The 20,188-nt window shown below is 54.0% G+C and carries 15 protein-coding genes; 8 read left to right on the top strand and 7 right to left on the bottom strand.

From position 1 onward, the window contains the following. Positions 1-8 precede the first annotated feature (8 nt). The 3 genes from ACWAU4_RS11725 to ACWAU4_RS11715 form a co-directional block, all read right to left on the bottom strand. Positions 9-1,958 carry a TonB-dependent receptor plug domain-containing protein gene (locus ACWAU4_RS11725; RefSeq protein WP_167715852.1) on the bottom strand — a complete coding sequence of 650 codons (1,950 nt, stop codon included), beginning with the start codon at positions 1,956-1,958 and terminating at the stop codon, positions 9-11. 385 nt (positions 1,959-2,343) lie between these two features. Beyond that, on the bottom strand, positions 2,344-2,754 hold the full coding sequence (gene nikR, locus ACWAU4_RS11720; RefSeq protein WP_025010297.1) for a nickel-responsive transcriptional regulator NikR: 411 nt from the start codon (positions 2,752-2,754) through the stop codon (positions 2,344-2,346). 27 nt (positions 2,755-2,781) lie between these two features. Continuing rightward, entirely contained in the window at positions 2,782-3,093 is a 312-nt protein-coding gene (locus tag ACWAU4_RS11715; RefSeq protein WP_025010298.1) for a hypothetical protein, read from the bottom strand. A gap of 267 nt (positions 3,094-3,360) precedes the next feature. Between ACWAU4_RS11715 and ACWAU4_RS11710 the strand changes: the two genes are divergently transcribed. The 4 genes from ACWAU4_RS11710 (at position 3,361) to ACWAU4_RS11695 (ending at position 8,562) form a co-directional block, all read left to right on the top strand. After that, the gene (locus ACWAU4_RS11710; protein WP_252348023.1) at positions 3,361-4,944 is read left to right on the top strand and encodes an ABC transporter substrate-binding protein; all 1,584 of its coding nucleotides are present in this window, start codon (positions 3,361-3,363) and stop codon (positions 4,942-4,944) included. Then, the gene (locus ACWAU4_RS11705) at positions 4,935-5,996 is read left to right on the top strand and encodes an ABC transporter permease (RefSeq protein WP_208124758.1); all 1,062 of its coding nucleotides are present in this window, start codon (positions 4,935-4,937) and stop codon (positions 5,994-5,996) included. The genes ACWAU4_RS11710 and ACWAU4_RS11705 overlap by 10 nt, the downstream gene beginning before the upstream one ends. Positions 5,997-6,085: 89 nt before the next feature. Next, positions 6,086-7,858 (top strand): ATP-binding cassette domain-containing protein, encoded by a 1,773-nt coding sequence (locus ACWAU4_RS11700; protein ID WP_243756779.1) that lies wholly within the window; start codon positions 6,086-6,088, stop codon positions 7,856-7,858. Further along, a complete protein-coding gene (locus ACWAU4_RS11695; protein WP_243756778.1) occupies positions 7,855-8,562 on the top strand; it encodes an ATP-binding cassette domain-containing protein in 708 nt (235 codons plus the stop codon). The genes ACWAU4_RS11700 and ACWAU4_RS11695 overlap by 4 nt, the downstream gene beginning before the upstream one ends. 72 nt (positions 8,563-8,634) lie before the next feature. On the opposite strand, the gene asnS is transcribed toward ACWAU4_RS11695, so the two are convergent. Further along, a complete protein-coding gene (gene asnS / locus ACWAU4_RS11690) occupies positions 8,635-10,035 on the bottom strand; it encodes an asparagine--tRNA ligase (RefSeq protein WP_025010304.1) in 1,401 nt (466 codons plus the stop codon). Between the two features lie 201 nt (positions 10,036-10,236). On the opposite strand from asnS, the gene ACWAU4_RS11685 reads away from it, so the two are divergent. Further along, positions 10,237-10,572, top strand: a complete 336-nt coding sequence (locus ACWAU4_RS11685; RefSeq protein ID WP_025010305.1) for a hypothetical protein — start codon at positions 10,237-10,239, stop codon at positions 10,570-10,572. 17 nt (positions 10,573-10,589) lie between these two features. Here the strand turns inward: ACWAU4_RS11685 and ACWAU4_RS11680 are convergent, their stop codons facing one another. Both ACWAU4_RS11680 and pabB read right to left on the bottom strand, forming a co-directional pair. Then, a complete protein-coding gene (locus ACWAU4_RS11680) occupies positions 10,590-11,159 on the bottom strand; it encodes a CoA pyrophosphatase (RefSeq protein WP_025010306.1) in 570 nt (189 codons plus the stop codon). A gap of 96 nt (positions 11,160-11,255) precedes the next feature. Further along, positions 11,256-12,665: an aminodeoxychorismate synthase component 1 gene (pabB, locus tag ACWAU4_RS11675; protein WP_208124756.1), complete on the bottom strand. Its 1,410-nt coding sequence runs from the start codon at positions 12,663-12,665 to the stop codon at positions 11,256-11,258. Between the two features lie 255 nt (positions 12,666-12,920). Here pabB and ACWAU4_RS11670 point away from each other — a divergent pair, with 255 nt between their 5' ends. The 3 genes from ACWAU4_RS11670 to ACWAU4_RS11660 all read left to right on the top strand — a co-directional run bounded on the left by ACWAU4_RS11670 (position 12,921) and on the right by ACWAU4_RS11660 (position 18,545). Next, a complete protein-coding gene (locus ACWAU4_RS11670; protein WP_144190612.1) occupies positions 12,921-14,438 on the top strand; it encodes a fumarate hydratase in 1,518 nt (505 codons plus the stop codon). A 66-nt stretch (positions 14,439-14,504) separates the two neighbouring features. Then, a complete protein-coding gene (locus ACWAU4_RS11665) occupies positions 14,505-16,550 on the top strand; it encodes a dipeptidyl-peptidase 5 (RefSeq protein WP_208124755.1) in 2,046 nt (681 codons plus the stop codon). Positions 16,551-16,775: 225 nt separating this feature from the next. Next, positions 16,776-18,545, top strand: a complete 1,770-nt coding sequence (locus ACWAU4_RS11660; protein ID WP_208124754.1) for an acyl-CoA dehydrogenase family protein — start codon at positions 16,776-16,778, stop codon at positions 18,543-18,545. A 104-nt stretch (positions 18,546-18,649) separates the two neighbouring features. On the opposite strand, the gene dacB is transcribed toward ACWAU4_RS11660, so the two are convergent. Continuing rightward, positions 18,650-20,188, bottom strand: a complete 1,539-nt coding sequence (gene dacB / locus ACWAU4_RS11655; protein ID WP_208124753.1) for a D-alanyl-D-alanine carboxypeptidase/D-alanyl-D-alanine endopeptidase — start codon at positions 20,186-20,188, stop codon at positions 18,650-18,652.

The raw sequence follows: 20,188 nt of genomic DNA, 5'->3' as shown, positions 1-20,188 counted from the left end.
GCAACACATCAGAACAGATAACGGTAGATTAGCTGCGCCGTACGCGGTGCGCCCAGAGTGGGGATAGGGTACTCGGCCTTGTGCCCATGTTTGAAAATAGCGCTGGTGTTGTCCTCATCAAACAGGTTATCTATCCGCAGTGTTAACTGCTGGTTTTGGCTGGCGGTCAACCACCAGTCGGCGCCTATGCCTGTCAGCAGATAGTCGCCAGCCTTGAGGCCATAATCGGTAAACTCGCCGACATAACGTCCCTGCAGATAAAGATTCAGTGAATCAGTGGCATCCCAACTGAGGCGGGCAAAGCCCATGTATTGCGGGATCCGCTCTATCTGCTGATCCTTGCCGCGCTCGCGGGCACGGTTATAACTGCCGGATAGCTCAAGTTGCCAGCCCTGTGCCGGGTTCATGATGTATTGAATATCCACCCCCTGACCCCGAACCTTGCCATCCAGGTTGGCGTACTGCCAGACATTGGTGGCGATTTCCCGTTTATCCACCAGGTTGTCGGTTTCGCGCCAGTAAGCCTCGACACTGAAAGTAAAGTTGCCTTGATAGACCAAGGTCAGATTGGTGTTGATACTCTCTTCACTCTCAAGTTCAGGGTTGCCCAGGGTACCGACCTTGGCCCAGAGCTCAGATGAAGTGGGTTGCCGAAAACCATTGCCCACGGCGGCTTTCAGTTGCCAATTTTGTCCAAGCTCCTGTTCAAGTCCCAGTGAAGCCACCCATTTATCTTCATTGTTGGCCAGGCGGTTATACCTGAGCCCCAACGCCAGCACTGTGCCGGGCAGGGCGGAAAAATGCGGCTTGTATTGCAAAAAGGCGGCCTTGGTATCGTCGGTGGGCGCTTGCAGCTCCATCACTTCATCGGCGCCATAATAGCTTTGCCACTCGATGCCGCCGAGCCAGCTGTCCCCCGAATCTGCCTGATAACGACCGCTGACCTTGGCGCCCTTGTCGGTAAAGCCCCAGTAGGCATCCCGGTAGGGGATAGTCATGCTGCCATCCGGCTCCAGGGTGATTTCAGAGTAATAGGAGTCCCAGTTTTGATAGTGAAGCCGGGTCTCCAGGCTCAGCTTATCAGTTGCCTGATATTGCCAACCGAGCCAGGCCAGTGTCTGTTTGCGCTCGTTCTCCGAGACGATGGCACTGTAGGCCAAAGGCCGCTCCAGCACGCCATCATTGTATTGGCCGAACAGGGTGATTTTGTGCTGGGCAGAAGGTTGCCAATTGAGCTTGCCGCCTATATTCATCATGCGATAACCCCGGTCTTTATCCTCTGCGGCTACCGGCGAGTACTCGTCATCTTCCCAGAATGCGTAACCGTCCGATTGACTGGAGCTGCCGCTGAGGCTGTAGCTTAGAGTATCGCTGCCGCCACTGACATAAGCGCCGAGATCATAGCTGGTGAGGGTATCGGCGCTCAAGTTAACTTCGCCACCTTGCTCGCCATGACTGTCGCGGGTGATGATGTTGACCACTCCGGCGATGGCATCCGAGCCGTAGATCAAACCCTGAGCGCCTTTGATCACCTCAATACGTTCTATCATCATGGGGTTAATGCTGTCGGTATAGGTGGAGCCATAGAGGCGGTTATTGAGGCGGTTGCCGTCCAATAGCCAGAGTATATCCACAGGGCGACTGCCCTGAAGCGAGTAGTCGGTATCGGTGTGGCGGCCATTGCGACCGTTGGCAAAGAGCCCTGGCACAAACTGGTTGAGGATTTCGTTGATGTCCACCGCACCGGCCGACACTATCATGTCGCGGCTGATAACCGTCAGACTCTGGCCTGTATGGCTGAGGGCCAACACAGAATCATCCTGATAGCGGGTGCCGTTGACGGCGATGATCTCCATGGCTTCATCGGCCTGGCCAACCGGCACCAGCAGTGTATTGGCGGCAATAATACCAAAGGGCAACCAAGGCAGTGCCCGCTTAAAAGAGTAACTTATAAACATCTCAATAGTCCCTAAAAAGACTGAGTGAAGATTTGGCAACAGTTAACAGGGTTAACTTTCCATTGCCGCGCATTCAAAAAGGTGTGATTTGTATGAGTGCGCTAAGTTACATCGCTTATTAATACGGCGATGATTATAGAAACTCAGCCAAGGGATTTGTTGAGGCAGATCAAATTCTCAACAATGAGTATGAAAAATTTTATATTCGTAATACTCAGACCTTGCCGTCAGCGTTGCAAGATTCGGTTGCAAGTTGCTGCCATGTCAGGCTTATGGTTTAACGGGTGGAAAGGGTTGGGTTTTCAGTGTCGCTGACGTTTCTGCCGGGCATGAAGTTTTGCCCGGCGTTAGGGAAAAGTGTCTGGAGAAGGTCCAAGAGGTGAAACTAGATGATGCCCGCGCGGCTCAAACGGGCAAGGTTAACGCCTTTCAGGGCGGCGATTTGGTTGACCAGTTTATTCACCTCAGAGGCTTGCCCTTTGAGGATAATGGTTTCCAAACATCTGTGGTGATCTATATGGACATGGGTGCTGCAGAGCACATGCACCAGATGGTGGTGTTGGATCTCAATCAGTTTTTCAGTCAGGCCTCTTTGGTGATGGTCAAACACCAGAGTCAGTACGCCGACAACGTCTTCCACGCTGTTGTTCCACTGCTTATCGACTATCCTGTCGCGAAACAGATCGCGGATATACTCGGAGCGGGATTGATAGCCACGCTCGCGGCTGTCAGTTTCTATCTCTTCAAATAACGACTGGGGGAGGGAAACGGTAAAGCGTTGGGTTTCATCTGTCATGGCTGTCTCTTTGAAAAACACCTTTAATCAATAGAGCTTACACAAGCTTTGCCACAAAATGTCTTTTTCCTTCTCGGCGGGTGTGATCTGAAGCAAACTTTTTGCTTTTGGCGTTTTTTTATGCTGTTGCACCGGGGGGAATGGGAGTAGTGTTACGAAAAAATTATTCGTAATATTTGGCCGGATCCAGACCGTAATCTCCAGATCCTGATAGCCAAAAGCCCATGGTACCCGGAGTTGAAGTTGCACATAACCCGCACAGTCACCGGCTGTCTTGTATGTGAGCAAACCTTCTTGATAAAGAGACTCTAATAAAAAGGTACTTTTGAGCAAGGTCATCGCAGCTTATCCAACTTACGGTCGTGCAAATTCGGCTTGGGCCGTGTCCAGGCTGCCAGCCTTAACCTTTGTTACACCTATATGATTGAGTAACAACAAGCCGGTTTTACCGGTTTGGGTGATAACAACAAACCAAGGCTCCAGCCAATCAACAAGCGTCACTGGCAGGGTTTCACCATTTTCGGGGAGTCTCAGGTGTTGTTTTCATCTCTTTCAAGCAATTCCCAACGCAATCAAGGCAAGCCTCCTCTATGGCACGGGCAGCCATTGTCAAAGCCTGGTCGTTTACTTGGTTTGGGCGCTTTATTGTGCACTTCGCTGCTTGCTGTATTGCCTTCCTCTGTAGATGCTTCCAATAGCCCAAAGCCTTTGGTTATGGTGCTGGGCGCCGAGCCCGATGGTGGCTTTGACCCCATCCTTGGCTGGGGGCGTTACAATAATCCGCTTATTCAATCTGCCTTGCTGCGCCGCGCCGGCGGTGGTGAGTTTATCGGCGATCTCGCCAGTGATTGGACCCTGAGCCCGGACAGGCTCAAATGGACAGTGACGCTGAGGCCCAATCTGGTGTTCAGTGACGGCAGTCCGCTTAATGCAGAGGATGTCGCCTTTACCTTTGAGCTCGCCAGAAAAGGGGCCGGCATGCAGGACTTGTCCAATCTTGCCTGGGTGGAGCAAAAGTCTGAACTGCAAGTCGAATTCACCCTCAAGCAGGCAGATATTGGCTTTATCGATACCTTGGCAGAGTTGGCGATAGTGCCAAGCGACAGTTACGGCCCGGATTATGGTCAGCATCCCATAGGCTCGGGGCCCTATAAAATGCGCCGCTGGGATAAGGGGCAGCAGTTGATCCTGGAAGCCAACCCCAAATATCAGAGTGCCGATCCCGACAACCCGTTGCTGAAAAAGCCCTTTTTCGACAAATTGGTCATCGTCTTTGCCGACGAAGACAGCCGCTTTGCCATGCTCAGAACCGGACAGTTGCAACTCTCGGCACTGGCACCCAGATATGCCGATGCCCTGATGGAGCAGGGCAATTATCGCCTGTGGTCACAAACCAGCGTCGATAACCGCGGCATTGCCTGGCCGATGCGAGCAGAAGATAACCCTGTCACCAGTGAATTGGCGGTGCGCCAAGCCTTCGATATGGTGATCGACCGCCAGCAACTTGTCGATGGCTTGCTGGGAGGGTATGCAAGACCTGCCTGGTCAATTGCCGATGACTTGCCATGGGGCGGCGCGGTTCCAGGTTGGGCCGACTGGGACTTGAAACAGCGTTTACTCAAAGCGTCTGAACTCTTGGCCAATGCCGGTTGGTTACCGGGAGCAGACGGCATTCGCGAAAAGAATGGGCGACGGCTGACATTCCCGCTCTACTATCTGGCCGGTGACAGCATACGTGAGCAGTTGGCGCTGACCAGTGCCCAGATGGCCAGAATGGCCGGGTTCGAGGTGGAGCCCAAGGCGGACAGCTGGGAAAACATCTATCGAGTGATGCATCAGGCGCCGGTACTCTTTGGCTTTGGTAGCCTTTCTGCCAATGAGATGGCGCTTATCTACGACAGTCGCAATGCCGGCAAAGGCTATTTCAATTCAGGCTACTATCAAAACCCGCTGGTCGATAAGGCGCTGGAAAAGGCTCGCGAGGCAGATTCTGTTGATAGCGCAATTGCATTCTGGCAGCAGGCGCAGCAGCAGATAAGCCAGGATGTGCCCTGGAGCTGGTTGGTGAATCTGCAGCATCTGTATGCCGCCAATCCGTGTTTGTACCTTGGGCAGCCCTTGGTTGAGCCCCATGGCCATGGCTGGCCGATCACCAATAATATCAACCAGTGGCGCTGGCAATGTCCGTGAAATCACCAGCGTCAGCCTGCAAGCCGATAGCGCCTCAAAAGTGGTCGTCAGTCTGCTGTTGTGGCGCCTTACTGCGTTCAATACGGCTTGCGCTGCTGTTACTGTTTGCTTGTTTGTTGGCGTTTGTGCTCTTGTCATTATCGCCGCTCGATCCCTTAATCCACTACCTTGGCGGTAACCTGCTGGCGGTATCCGATGCCCAGCGCACCCAGATGATCCGCGAGCTGGGGTTGGACACCGGACTCTGGCAGCAGATCACCAGCTACTTTTCCGCGCTGCTGAGTGGCGATATGGGACAGAGCCTGGTGTTTCGCCAGAGCGTTTCCGAGGTGATTGCCGAGCGCTTGCCGCTGTCCCTGCTGTTGATGGCGCTTTCCTGGGGATTGGCTCTGCTGCTCGGTTATGGCTTGGGCCTGCTGTGTGCAATCACCGAAGGGAGTCTCTGCGATCGCTGGCTGAGACGCTTTGCCTGGCTGCTTTCGAGCATTCCGTCATTTTGGTTGGCGATGATCATGATAAGCCTGTTCTCTGTCACTCTGGCCTGGACGCCAGTGTGCTGCGCTGCGCCGCTTGGGCTGAGTTTTACCGAGCAGAGCCTTGGCAGCATGTTGTTGCATCTTGCTTTGCCGTTGACTGTCCTGACGCTGAGCCAGCTATCGCCCTTGGTGCTGCACACCCGGGAAAAGGTACTGGATCTCTACCACAGCGAATATGTGGGATATGCCCAAAGTCATGGCAAAGGTCGTCTTGCGATATTCAAGAAGCATATCTTTGCCAATAGTTTGAAACCTGCGATTGTGCTGCACTTTGCTTCTTTTGCCGAGCTTTTCGGCGGATCTATTCTCGCCGAAACCGTGTTCAACTTCCCCGGACTCGGTAGTGCTTTGGTCAAGGCCGGACTCGGCAACGATGCGCCCTTGCTGATGGGGATCACCCTGTTTTCGGCGCTGTTTGTGTTTTGCGGTAACCTGGCCGCCGAGCTTATCAGCGCCAGATTGCAGCGCGGCAGGCTCAGTGGGGGGGCGACTCATGCCGCTGGGGTGCAGGCATGATGGGCGGTTTAACGCTCTGCTTGAAAAGCCTTCAGACAAAGGATGCCCGCCGCGTCGCCATCTGGATTTGGCCGGTTTGCGGACTTCTCTTGCTGACGGCACTATGCTTGCTATTTGGCAACCATGCCAGTGAGCTTAACCTGCTGGCCAAGAGTCAGGGGCCATCCTGGACTCATCCCATGGGGACGGACTGGCTTGGGCGTGATATGGCCGAGCGCAGCGGCGCGGCCATGCTCAAAAGTCTGTGGATAGGCGCGCTGGCGGTATTGCTCAGCAGCTCGCTGGCACTGCTGCTGGCCTTGCTGGCGCAAACCGGATCCAGATGGCGTCAGGCTATATTGCTCAGCTGCGATCTCTGTATGTCGCTGCCACATCTGTTGCTGCTGATTTTACTTGCGCTGGCCTTTGGTGGCCAGGAATATGGGGTGATAGCGGCCCTGGCTTTGAGCCACTGGCCGAGACTGACACGTTTACTCTTGCTGGAAATGGATGAAATCCTGGCTCAGCCCTATGTAAGTTTGGCGCTGGGTTTCGGCGGCTCCAGGTTCTGCACCCGCATGCGCCACTTATGGCCTCACATTATGCCACAGTGGCTGATTGGCGGGCTCAACTTGTTTCCGCATGCCTTGCTCCATGTCGCGGCGCTGAGCTTTCTTGGCTTTGGCCTCGACAGCAACGCGCCCTCCATGGGCGAACTGCTGGCTGAGGCCAATCGCTATCTGTTGCTTGGCCAATGGTGGCTGGCGCTGTTCCCCGGGCTCTTGCTGCTGAGCTTTATTCTGCTGCTGTCTAAGCTTGCCGAAAATCTGATCCAGTTTGCCAGAGACGGTATGGCCGCGCCTAAGTTGCCGGGCACCAATGCCATGGAGTCTAAAAGCGATTTATTTTCCTCAAACCATGTTAAACCCGCCGCCGCTATTCATACCCAAGTGACAGATTTAATCCTGAAAGATAGCAATGGCAGAACCTTGCTGGATGGGCTCAATATTGAGGTGGTTCCAGGACAGGTTACCGCAGTGCTGGGGGAGAGCGGTGCCGGTAAGAGCTTGCTGGCGCTGGCTATCATGGGCAGTTTGCCAAAGGGGATAGTCATGCAATGTGCTGGCTTGATGCGGCCACAGAAGACGGCGCTTTGCGCTCAAAGCACCCAGGTGCTGGACGCCAACATTAAGATAAGCGAATTGCTCGACTGGTACTGTGATGATGCCATGCGTCCTTATCGGCAGGCTCTGTACGATGAGCTGGGTATCACAGCTGAGATCCTGGCGGCTTATCCCCCCATGCTCTCCGGCGGTATGGCCCGACGGGTGTTACTGGCGCAGGCCCTGCTGCAGGCGCCGGATCTACTGCTGGCCGATGAGCCTTGTTGCGGTCTGGATGAGCTTGCTGCCACTGAGCTATACGCCTTGCTCAATGACGTTGCCAGCGGCGCCTTGCAGCTACGGCTGGGTTTAGACGCCAGCCCTAAGGCGGTACTGGTTATCAGCCATAACCTCAGGGCCGTGCTGGCCTTGGATGCCGGGCTGTATCTGCTGCGCCGCGGCCGGCTCGCCGAGGTGACGGATAGCGCCAGTCTGCGGGTGAGTCTTGCCGGGCATAAGTTGGGAGATAAGTGTGAAAGTGAAGGCCGCTACAGCCACACCTTGCTGGCGGCATTGCCGGAAAACTGGCCTGCCGGCAGCTGTCGCTTGGCTGATGCTGAATCTACTAGCGAGCCCAAGAGTCACCTCAATAGCCGACTCGATAACCAGTCTGCTAGTCAATTCGCTGGCCAATCTGCTAGTCAAGCCGCTAGTCAACAAAAGCCCCATGGTGACAGCCTGGAGAGTTTCATCAACTCGCCTTGTCGGAGGCGCGCATGAGTCTGAATTCTTTGCAAACAAAACCGGCTCAATCCGGCTCTGCTTTGGAGCTTGAAAGCGCACCTTTGTCGTCTGCATCATTATCGCCGCTGCTTTCACTCAGTGGTGGCTTGGCTTACCGGGGCAGCAAGGTTATCGAGTTGCCTGATATAGCCATTAATCGCGCCGAAATTCTCGGGATCTGGGGTGACAGTGGCTGCGGCAAGTCTACCATGGCAGCGATACTCACAGGCTTGATGCCGCTTGCGTCGGGAAAGCTTGAATGCAGTCAGGCGCTCAAGCAGGTTCGCGGTCGCCCTTCACCCATTCAGTGGGTTATTCAGCAGCCGGAGCAGGCGTTCAACCCAAGATTGACCCTGGCGCAATCCTTGAATGAGAGTTGGCAGGGGCGTGATTATGCTCATCTCTTGCCCATGCTCGGCGTGACCGAGTCCGAACTCAGGCGCTGGTTGGCATCACGCCCCGGCGGCCTTTCCGGCGGTGAGCTGCAAAGGCTCAATATTCTAAGAGCACTGGTGCCGGAAACCCGGCTGCTTATCTGTGACGAAATCACGGCCCAGCTCGATATGCTGAGTCAGCAAAGGCTTTGGCAACAACTGTTGCAGATAGCCCGTGACAGGCAATTGACCTTGCTGGTGATCTCTCACGACAAACCTTTGCTCGGCGCGGTTTGCGACAGAGTGCAGCCCTTTAAGGCGGCGTGAAAATCTGTAGTTAAACTGATATTCAGCCAATAAAAAACGCGCCCTGAGGCGCGTTTTTTGGATAAGGGTTCGTTAGAAGTTGGCGCTTCTTGGGGCGCGAGGGAAGGGGATCACATCGCGGATGTTGGAAACACCGGTAACATAAGACACCAGACGCTCGAAGCCCAGACCGAAACCTGAGTGAGGCACAGTGCCGTAACGGCGCAGATCTCTATACCACCAGTAGTCTTCCTTGTTGAGATTCATCTCGGCCAGGCGCATATCCAGTACGTCCAGACGCTCTTCACGCTGTGAACCACCGATAATTTCACCTATGCCGGGGGCCAATACGTCCATCGCCGCCACTGTCTTGCCATCTTCGTTGAGACGCATATAGAAGGCCTTGATATCTTTTGGATAGTTCTTCACTACCACAGGAGCCTTGAAGTGCTCTTCGGCCAGATAACGCTCATGCTCGGATTGCAGATCTATGCCCCACTCGACATCGTACTCAAACTGCTTGCCGCAGTTTTTGAGGATCTCAACGGCATCTGTGTAATCCACCTGGGCAAAGTCACTGCTGACAAAGTTCTCCAGACGCTCAATCACGCCTTTATCGACGCGCTGGGCAAAGAACTGCAGGTCGTCCATCCGCTCTTCCAGCACCGCCTTGAAGGCGTACTTGAGCATGGCTTCGGCCAGACCGGCAATGTCGTTCAGATCGGCAAAGGCCACTTCCGGCTCAACCATCCAGAACTCAGCCAGATGACGGCTGGTGTTGGAGTTTTCGGCGCGGAAAGTAGGGCCAAAGGTGTAAATCTTCGATAGGGCACAGGCGTAGGTTTCGCCGTTGAGCTGGCCGGATACGGTCAGAAACGCCTCTTTGCCGAAGAAGTCTTCGTCATAGTTCACCTTGCCATCGGCAGTGCGTGGCAGGTTTTCCATGTCCAGCGTCGATACCCGGAACATTTCACCGGCGCCTTCACAGTCTGAGGCGGTGATCAGTGGGGTAGATACCCAGATAAAGCCGTTTTCGTGATAGAAACGATGAATTGCCTGTGACAGGCAGTTACGTACCCGGGCAACTGCACCAATGATGTTGGTACGTGGACGCAGATGTGCCAGTTCCCTCAGGTGTTCAACCGAGTGACGCTTGGCGGCCATAGGGTAGGTATCAGGATCTTCAACCCAGCCAGTGACTTCCACTTGGGTCACTTGCAGTTCAAAGTCCTGGCCTGAGCCTGGGCTTTCAACCACTTCACCTGTGACAATCACGGAGCAGCCGGCAGTGAGCTTCAGCACTTCGTCATTGTAATTGGGTAAGCTATTTGGCACCACGCCCTGGATAGGATCGAAACAGGAACCATCATAGACGGCAAGAAACGAGATGCCGGCCTTGGAATCACGACGGGTTCTAACCCAGCCACGTACAGTGACCTGTGAACCGACCGCATGCTCACCTTTAAATACAGATGCGACAGATGCAATGCTCATTATTGCTTAGTTCTCCAATGAAACGTTTTATGCTTCAACTCGGCCCCGAAAATAGTTCGAGAGCAGAAATCAGGCAAATCCCTGACTATATTGATGACACAGGAAAAAATTTGGAGGTTTATATTACCTTGCTGGTGGCTTTTCTCAAGCTGAAAAAGGTATTCTGGGGGTAATATCCCCCTTCAGACGGAAGGAGTTCGGATGAAGAAGGTGAAAATCTTTCAATATCTGTTGGCAAGCCTATCGATTATAGGTTGGTCACTGGCAATTTATGCCCTGCTGGTATTCGATAAGGCGAGGCCGGACAGGGCCGTAGGCTACTTCTTCAGCAAAGGGGCGCCGGTGCGTTTGTACTGGGACCCTCAGCAAACCATGCTATTGGAATACATCATCTGGGCTTGCGCCGCCATCAGTTTCCTCAGTCTGGCTTTTAACTGGTATGTGGCCCATCACAGCCGTTTAGGTTACTGGTTCAATATTCCACTGTTGCTGCTCTCATCCACCGCCGCCGGCTTGTATCTGCGTTTCTTTATCTAAGCCTTCATGTTGTGTTGTCAGCGCAGTTGTCGACAGAGCATATCGATAATCGCCGCGGTGGCGCCCCAAATAAAGTGCCTGCGATAGGGAATAAAGGTGACTGGGTAGAAATGGCCGCGGCGCTCGAACATTGCCGTGTGACGATTTTCCTCTTCGAGTAAAAAAGCCAGCGGCACCCGAAACAGCTCCTGCACTTCGGCCGGGTCAATTTTGGCCTCAAAGGGTGACTTTACCCAGCCAAGTACAGGGGTGATCTCAAAGCCGGTAAAGGTGGGGTGATTGGGAAGTTGACCTATGATTTCGACATTGTCCGGTGCCAAACCTATCTCTTCTTCGGCCTCCCTGAGGGCTGTCATGATAAGGTTCTGATCTTCGGCTTCCGGTTTGCCGCCTGGAAAGCTCACCTGACCGGGATGAGCCTTAAGATGCTTCGGCCTCTGGGTCAGGATAAGCTCCGGTCCCTGCAAACCCGGCTCCAAAGCGATAAGTACCGCCGCGGCTCTGAGTTTGGCCGGGGTCAAAGGGCTAGAATGGTATCGACTCAGGGCTCTGAGTTGAAAACGGGTTAACAGCTCGTCTTTATCCATAGCGTCCTTGAAGTCGATTGAAGTAATCAATAACCAAAGCCATTATTGTCCTGTCTTCGCAAAGAACTCTCAACCAGCTTGAATGCAGGTATCAGGCTAAGGTGAGTCGGGCTCCGGGGCTAATAGCGGCAGTATTCGACTCACTTTATCATAGGTTTCCTGGTATTCGGCATCCACATCTGAGTCGGCTACTATGCCGCCGCCGGCCCAGCAATAGAGCTGCCCGGAATCGGCAACCAGGGTTCGAATGGTGATGCTGCTGTCCATTTTACCATCCTGACTCAGATACCCGATGGCGCCGCAGTAGAGTGAGCGGCGACTGGGTTCCAGCTCTTCGATAATTTCCATGGCGCGGATCTTGGGCGCGCCTGTGATAGAGCCGCCGGGGAAGGCGGCCCGCAGCAAGTCTGTGGCCTGATAACCCGCTGCCAGTTCGGCGGTTACCGTGCTGACCAGATGGTGCACCGCCGGAAAGCTTTCTATGGCAAATAGATGCGGTACGGCCACACTACCTGGGCTGGCGACCTTGCCAATATCGTTGCGCAGCAGATCCACTATCATCAGGTTTTCGGCTCTGTCTTTTTCCGACCCCGCCAGCTGTTTGGCAAGTTCCCTGTCTTGCTGCTCATCGGCACTTCGGGGCAGGGTACCCTTGATGGGCTTGGTTTCAATATGGCGATTGGAATCCAGGGCAATAAAACGCTCGGGTGAGATTGACAGAATGCAGTTATGCTCCAGGCGAATAAAGGCAGAAAAGGGCGCGCCATTGGCTTGTCTGAGCTTACGATAGGCTTGCCACTCATCACCTTGATAGTCGGCCTGGAATCTTTGGGTCAGATTGATCTGATAACAATCGCCGCTGTGAAGATATTGCTGCACTTTGGCAAACTTGTCGCCATATTGCTCGCGGCTGAGCTGCGAGCGCCACTCACCGCTGAGTCGGAACGCTTTCTGGTCAAGGTGCTTATTGGGGCTGTTTGTGACTTTGGACGTTAGCCACGACAGTGTTGCTGTCAGCGCCTTTTCGCCGCGGTAATGCACCAATTGCCAGCACTCTAATTGCTTATCGCGAATAAGAGCCCAGTCATAAAGACCGACATTCATCTCCGGCAGAGCGATATCGGCTGCGGCCAGTTTTGGCAGTTTTTCCAGTCTGCGGCCAAGATCGTAACTGAAGGCGCCCACCGCGCCGCCGCTGAAAGGCAGATTGACCTGCATGGCATTGGGAAAATACTGTTGCAGCAGTTGTTGCAGCAAGGCAAAAGGATCGTCACTTGAGCGTCGTACGCCGCTCGCCTCAGAGATTTGGGTGGTTTCAGCCATGGTCACCAGTCTGGCTATTGGCTCGGCAACTATGATGTCGTATCTGGCGTCATTGTGCTGGGCATCGGCCGAATCCAGCAGCATGGCCCAAGGCTCACCGCTGAAGTGGGAAAACAGCTCTAAGGTTGAGAGTTGCCAGTCAAGAACGCGAATGGCGGGAGGGCAAATAGCCTGCTGGTACATCGAACGACCCTATCTGAAAATGTGATGTAGCCCAAAAAGGAACGAAAGAGTATCATAACGGCCACAAAAAACTAATAAAACCACCCCTGGCCCTTGGTGAAAACGCGTTGTATCACGGCTTTGCTGTCGTTTTGAGCATTTTTGTGTCGCAAAACCGACAAGCGGAGCCTGAAATTCAAGGCTTTGGCTTGAATCTCTGTTGAGCGTTGATCCTGAGCTGAAGGGGCGGATCCTTAGGCTAATGGAGCGCCAAACATGTCTGTAATCAAGCAAGCTGACTTTATCGACAGCATCAGTGATGCCTTGCAATATATCTCCTATTACCATCCCAAAGATTTTATCGATGCCATGGCCGCCGCCTATGAGCGTGAGCAGAGCCAGGCTGCCAAGGATGCAATTGCCCAGATTTTGATCAACTCGCGCATGTCTGCCGAAGGACACAGACCCTTGTGTCAGGATACCGGCATTGTGACCTGTTATGTCTATCTGGGGATGGGCGTGCAGTGGGACAAGACAGATATGACAGTGCAGCAGATGGTGGATGAAGGCGTGCGCCGCGCTTATACCAATCCTGATAACCCGCTGCGAGCCTCAATTGTGGCCGACCCGGCCGGCAGCCGTAGGAATACCCGCGATAACACGCCTTCTGTGGTGCATATTCAGATGGTTCCCGGCGATCATATCGAAGTGGCCATTGCCGCCAAGGGGGGCGGCAGTGAAAACAAGGCCAAGATGGTGATGCTCAATCCATCTGACGATATCGCCGCCTGGGTTGAAAAGACACTGCCAACCATGGGCGCCGGTTGGTGTCCACCGGGTATGCTGGGAATAGGTATTGGCGGCACTGCCGAGAAAGCCGCTGTGCTTGCCAAGGAAGCCTTGATGGAGAGCGTGGATATTCACGAGTTGATGGAACGCGGCGCCGAAACCACGGAAGAGAAGCTGCGTTTGGATATCTTCGAGCGCGCCAACAACTTAGGTATTGGTGCCCAGGGCCTGGGCGGTTTGACTACTGTACTGGACGTTAAAATCAAGACAGCGCCAACCCACGCTGCCTCCAAGCCTGTGGTGATGATCCCAAACTGCGCCGCCACCCGCCATGTGCATTTCCATCTTGATGGCAGCGGCCCAGCCGAGTTGACTCCGCCAAGCCTTGATGACTGGCCGGAAATCACCTGGGAAGTGGGTGAGAGCGTGCGCAGGGTCAATCTCGATACCGTTACCCAGGAAGAGATTGAAAGTTGGAACAGCGGCGATACTCTGCTGCTCTCGGGTAAGATGCTCACCGGCCGAGACGCGGCTCACAAACGGATCCAGAGCCTGATTGAAAGCGGTGAAGGCTTGCCTGAAGGAGTTGATTTCACTGGTAAATTCATCTATTACGTAGGTCCAGTCGACCCGGTAGGTGATGAAGTGGTTGGCCCGGCCGGCCCGACAACCGCTACCCGTATGGATAAGTTTACCGATCTTATGCTGGATAAGACGGGTCTGATGGGCATGATAGGCAAGGCAGAACGTGGTCCGGCCACAGTCGAATCTATCCGCAAGCACAAGGCGGTATACTTGATGGCCGTCGGCGGCGCCGCTTATCTGGTGTCCAAGGCGATTAAGCAATCCCGTGTGGTGGCGTTTGAAGATCTCGGGATGGAAGCCATCTATGAGTTTGACGTCAAGGATATGCCTGTTACTGTAGCGGTTGACTCCAACGGGGTGAATGCGCACGAAACCGGCCCGGCAATCTGGAAGGTGAATATCCAGAACGCCAAGGCTTAAGCTGAACCTTGAGGGGCCAATTGGCCCCTTTTGCATTGCAATCAACAACCAATAAGAAGATTTATAATGAAAACCAACCCACTATTGATGGCGCTGCTCGCCGCAGGTCTGGCTCTGCCGGCGCTGGCTGCCGATAAGGCACCTTTTACTGTCCAGGATCTGGTCAAGCTCAACAAACTCCATTCTGCCGCTGTATCCAATGACGGCACCAAGCTTATCTACGGCCTGAAGAAGGTCACCGATGATGGCAGTAGCTCAGATCTCTATCTGTTGGATCTCAGTGACAAGAACGCGGCGCCCAAGCAACTGACTTCTGCACCGGGTACCGAGCACGATGTGGCCTTCAGCAGCGACGACAAGCAAGTCTATTTTATTGCCGCCCGTGATGGCAGCAGCCAACTGTATCGCTTGCCGCTGGATGGTGGCGAAGCCCAGGCCGTAACTGATTTGCCTCTGGGGATCGACGGCTACAAATTATCGGCCGATGGCAAGCAGGTGGTGATGAGCATTCGTGTTTTTCCCGAGTGCGACACCCTGGAATGTTCAAAAGCCAAGTTTGATAAAGAAGCCGAGCGCAAGAGTACAGGTCGTGAATACGATCAGTTGATGGTGCGTCACTGGGACACCTGGTCTGACCATGCCCGTAATCACCTGTTTGTGGCGCAGCTTGAAAACGGCAAGCTGGGTAAGCCGGTGGATGTGACCAAGGGCCTGGATACCGAAACCCCACCCAAGCCATTTTCCGGCATGGAAGAGGTGACATTCAGCCCGGATGGCAAATATATTGTCTACAGTGCCAAGGCACCGAGTAAAGATCAGGCCTGGACCACCAACTACGATCTCTGGCAGGTGCCGGTCACAGGTGGCAAGGCCAAGAATCTCACCGAAGATAACCAGGCCTGGGATGCTCAGCCGGTGTTTTCCGCCGATGGCCGCTATCTGGCCTATCTGGCGATGAAAAAGCCCGGATTCGAGGCCGACAGATACCGCATCATGCTCAAAGACACAGTCACGGGTCAGAGCAAGGAAGTGGCGCCCATGTGGGACAGAAGCCCGGCCTCGCTGAGCTTTGGTAAAGATAACAATACCCTGTATGTGACCGCTCAGGATCTGGGACAGGTGTCTGTATTTGCCATCAACACCCAGTTTGGTGATGTGCGCGCCATCTACAACGATGGCAGCAACAGCCTGGTGGGTCTGGCGGGCGATCGTTTGATCATCAATCATAAGTCTTTGGTGGAACCGGGCGATCTCTACTCCATCAACATGGAAGGGCAAAACCTGACCCGTTTGACTGAAGTCAACAAGGCCAAGCTGGACAAGGTCAAGTTCGGTGAGTTCGAGCAGTTCAGCTTCAAGGGCTGGAACAACGAAGAGGTTTATGGTTACTGGCTCAAGCCGGCCAACTTCAAGAAAGGCAAGCAGTATCCGGTGGCCTTCCTGGTACACGGCGGCCCACAAGGTTCATTCGGCAACAGTTTCAGCTTCCGCTGGAATCCTCAGCTGTGGGCCGGTGCCGGATATGCCGTGGTGATGGTGGATTTCCACGGCTCTACCGGCTATGGTCAGGCCTTTACCGATTCCATCAGCCTGGACTGGGGCGGTAAGCCTTTGGAAGATTTGCAAAAAGGTTTGGCTGCGGTTGCCAAACAGCAGAAGTGGATCGATGCCGATAACGCCTGTGCCCTCGGTGGCTCCTACGGCGGTTACATGATGAACTGGATCCAAGGCAACTGGAACGACGGTTTCAAATGCCTGGTTAACCATGCCGGCTTGTTTGATATGCGCTCCATGTATCATGTGACCGAGGAACTCTGGTTCCCTGAGCATGAGTTTGGCGGCAGCTACGAGCAGGCCAAGGATCTTTATGAGAAGTTCAATCCGGCCAACTATGTGGAAAACTGGAAGACTCCTATGTTGGTGATCCACGGTGAGAAAGACTTCCGGGTACCTTACGGTCAGGGTTTGGCGGCGTTCAGCTATATGCAGCGCAATAATATCCCTTCGGAGTTGCTGATCTATCCGGACGAAAACCACTGGATCCTCAACCCCAATAACCTTGAGCAATGGTACGCCAAGGTACTGGGCTGGATGGACCGCTGGACCAAATAAAAGGCGGCAGGAGCGTTTAGTCCACAAAACCGGCCTGATGGCCGGTTTTTTCATGGCTTGAATAAAGGTGTTTTGCAGCCGAAGAGTCCCACTCGTAAATGGGCTGGCTGAAGGCGTTTTTTGTGGTCGCTGTCTTGCTAATTCTACCTTTGGCGCATTGTATTGCGGTGACATCTGGGTTAGATTGAAACAAGTGTTTAAATCTAACGTTTAAAGAGTCTGCTGATGAATCCCTACCAAGCTCCGTTAACCGATATGCGCTTTTTGCTTGAGCACGTCTTTGATGCCGAACAAACCTGGTCTTCATTGCCTGCGATGGCCGATGCGGTCGATCTCGATACTGCCGCTGCCATCCTCGAAGAAGGCGCCAAACTGTGTCGCGACCTTATCCATCCTATAAACCGCAATGGTGATGAACAAGGAGTAAGTTTCGAGGCTGCCAAGGTGATCACACCCGATGGCTATAAAGAGGCCTATGCCGAGTTTGCCGCCGGTGGTTGGGTAGGGCTGTGCGGCGATCCTGAGCTGGGGGGAATGGGGATGCCGAAAATGCTCGGTGTCATGGTCGATGAAATGGGTTACAGCGCCTGTAACGCCTTTACACTTTACAGCGCACTGACCGCAGGTGCTGCACTGTGTATTCATGCCCACGGCAGTGAGGAGCTCAAGGCCAAATATTTGCCAAAACTCTACTCAGGCGAATGGGCCGGCGCCATGGATATGACAGAGCCTCAGGCAGGTTCGGACCTGCGTAATATCCGCACCCGCGCCGAACCGACCGACAGCGGCAGTTTCCTTATCAGTGGTTCAAAAATTTTCATCACAGGTGGCGATCAGGACTTGACCGAGAACCTGGTTCACCTGGTGCTGGCCAAAATCAGCGGCAGCAAAGGCATCTCGCTGTTCCTGGTTCCTAAGTTCAAGGTGGCCGATGACGGCAGTTTGGGCGAAGCCAACGGTGTAACTGTCGGTGCCATAGAGCACAAGATGGGCCTCAAGGGCTCGGCGACTTGTGTGATGAATTTTGATGATGCCGAGGGTTATCTTATCGGCGAGCCCAACCGTGGCCTGGTGTGCATGTTCACCATGATGAATTATGAACGTCTGTCCATAGGTATTCAGGGGCTTGGCAGTGCTCAGGGCGCATATCAAATGGCGGCCGACTATGCCAAAGAGCGCCTCCAGGGCGTAGCTGCCGGCGGCTCACCAACCGGCAGCGATTCCGATCCTATTTTGGTACACGGCGACGTGCGGCGCATGCTGCTGAATATCCGCGCCATGACAGAAGCGGGAAGGGCCTTGGCCATGCTCACAGGTAAACAGCTGGATCTGGCCAAATTTGCCGAAGATGAAGCGGTTAAAGCCAAAGCCAGTCGTTACGTGGGTCTCTTGACTCCTGTCGCCAAGGCGTTCCTGACCGATCGCGGTCTGGACGCCACCATAATGGCGCAGCAGGTATTCGGTGGTCACGGCTATATTCGTGAGACCGGCATAGAACAGTTGGTGCGTGATACCCGTATCGCCCAGATTTATGAGGGCACCAATGGTATTCAGGCCATCGACTTTTTGGGACGTAAGCTCACAGGTGACCGTCTGGCGACCTTGAATGAGCTTATCGCCGATATCAAGGCCGATATGGCGAGCTTCGAACAAGTATCAAATGAGCAGAAACAGCGCGTTGAAAGCCTTTTCGACCAGTTTGCCAGCGCGATTGCCGCCATTAACGAGCAAAAAGGCGATAAGCCTGCGCTCATTAACGCCTTGGCGGTTGAAGCCTTGGATGCCTTTGGTTACATATTCTACGGTTACCTGTGGCTGTTGATGGCAGATAAGGCACTTGCTGCAACCGATGCGCTCGAGCCGGGCTTTGCCGAGGTCAAGAGCCAACTGAAGGAGTTCTACTTTGCCAAGTTGTTGGCCAAAGCCGATTTCCACTTGAGTCAGTTGGTCAGTGGTGATGACAGTGTGATGGCCCTTGCGCCTGAGCTGTTCTGATAACACAGAAGTATTCAAGCTGAATCGAAAGAGCCGCGATAAGCGGCTCTTTTCTTATGGCTTTAGTGTTGTTTTATGGAGGTAAGAGCTTTGAAGGCGTTTCACTAACGGGCGCTGACATTAAGCTCTGTCTGTGCTTTTTCCTGCGGTGTTGGTTTGGGCTTGTCTTGCTCTTTTGCCGCCAGTTGGCTTTCTGCGCGGCTGTTTGCACGGTAGTCTGTCAGCCCCTGCAGCAAAAGTGTGGCAAAGGGCGCGGCTTCAAGCTCCTTACTCTGGGGGCTCAAACCATTTTCCAGTATCACAAACAGGTACCTGGGCACTTGCTTGTCACTGTCATCGGTAACATAACCGGCCAAATTCACCACACCCTGCATACTGCCTGTCTTGGCCCAGACTCTGCCCTTGAGCGGTTTGTTGGCGTAGCGCTTGCGGTACTTCAAGGTGCCGCTGTGGCCGGAAACCGGCAGCTTGTGCATCAACCACTGGTAATCCGGGGTATCGGCAATCAATCGCAGCAACTGCGCCAGTTGTCTGGCATTGAGCAGGTTGTAGCGTGACAGCCCTGAGCCGTCTATCAGTTGGGCTCTTTCCAACACTACGCCCTTTTCCGCCAGCACTTCCCTGATGGCCTTGGCACCGGCACTGAAACTGGCGCCATCACCATAATAGTGTTTACCCAGCTGTTTAAGCAGGCTGTCGGCAATCAGGTTGTCAGATTCCAGCAGCATGGTTTCCAAAAGCTCGGGCAGGGCATCCGAGGCATGACTGGCCACCACCCTTGAGCTGGCCGGTAGCTGATTGGAGGTCTGTATCTTGCCTTTGATACTGAGTTTGCCCTTGATAATGCCGGCGACGCTGTCGATGGCATATTGGCCGGGGTCGTTGACCGCCAGTGCCAACGGCAATACCTGGGAGCCCGGGAAACAGCCACTGAAATGAAAGTGGTTGCCGGGTAATCGGTCGAGTTGCAGTTCGCAAAAGCCCTGCTTGTGGCCTTTGTCGAAGATGGCGTTGGTGGTCAGTTTGACTGGCAGATAAACCGGCGCGGAAATTTTGGCTTTGTCCGAGGCGAGTGTGGGCTCGAGTTTGCCATGGACACAGTTTTGGTTGATCACATAGCTGGAGACGGGCGCCGCGTAGCAGATCCCCAAATCATCCCATACCCAACCGGGCGCTCGCAGCTGCTCATGGGTTTCTCCTATCAAGATAAGATTGCCCTGGACCTGGCTAATACCCACTTCGGTGACACGCTTGAACAGCTCAGTCAGATCCCGGCGCGTTAAGGTAGGATCGCCACTGAACAGCAAATAGAGATCGCCTTTAAGCACGCCGCTTTTTGGCGAGCCGGTACTGAGAATACTAGTGTGATAGCGAAACTCTTCTCCCAGCAGCTCGGTGGCTGTTACCGCGGTCAGCAGTTTTTGGGTACTGGCCGGGATCATCAGGGTTTCACTGTTGTGGCTCAGCAGTTGCTCGCCGCTTTGCAAATCTTCTATCCAGACGGCAGTTTGCGATGAGGCCGGGGTAATCAGATTTAAAAGATCATCGAGAGAGGTATTATCGGCCTTCAAAGAGGAAGACAGCGCCATGGCGCTCAATAATAACAGTGGACGTGCCAAGCCCTGCAAGGACAGCTGTGGCAT

The sequence above is a fragment of the Shewanella sp. FeAMO genome (genome assembly GCF_053653955.1).
The sequence above is the reverse complement of the archived record's forward strand: the minus strand, read 5'-3'. Positions and strand labels throughout refer to the sequence as shown.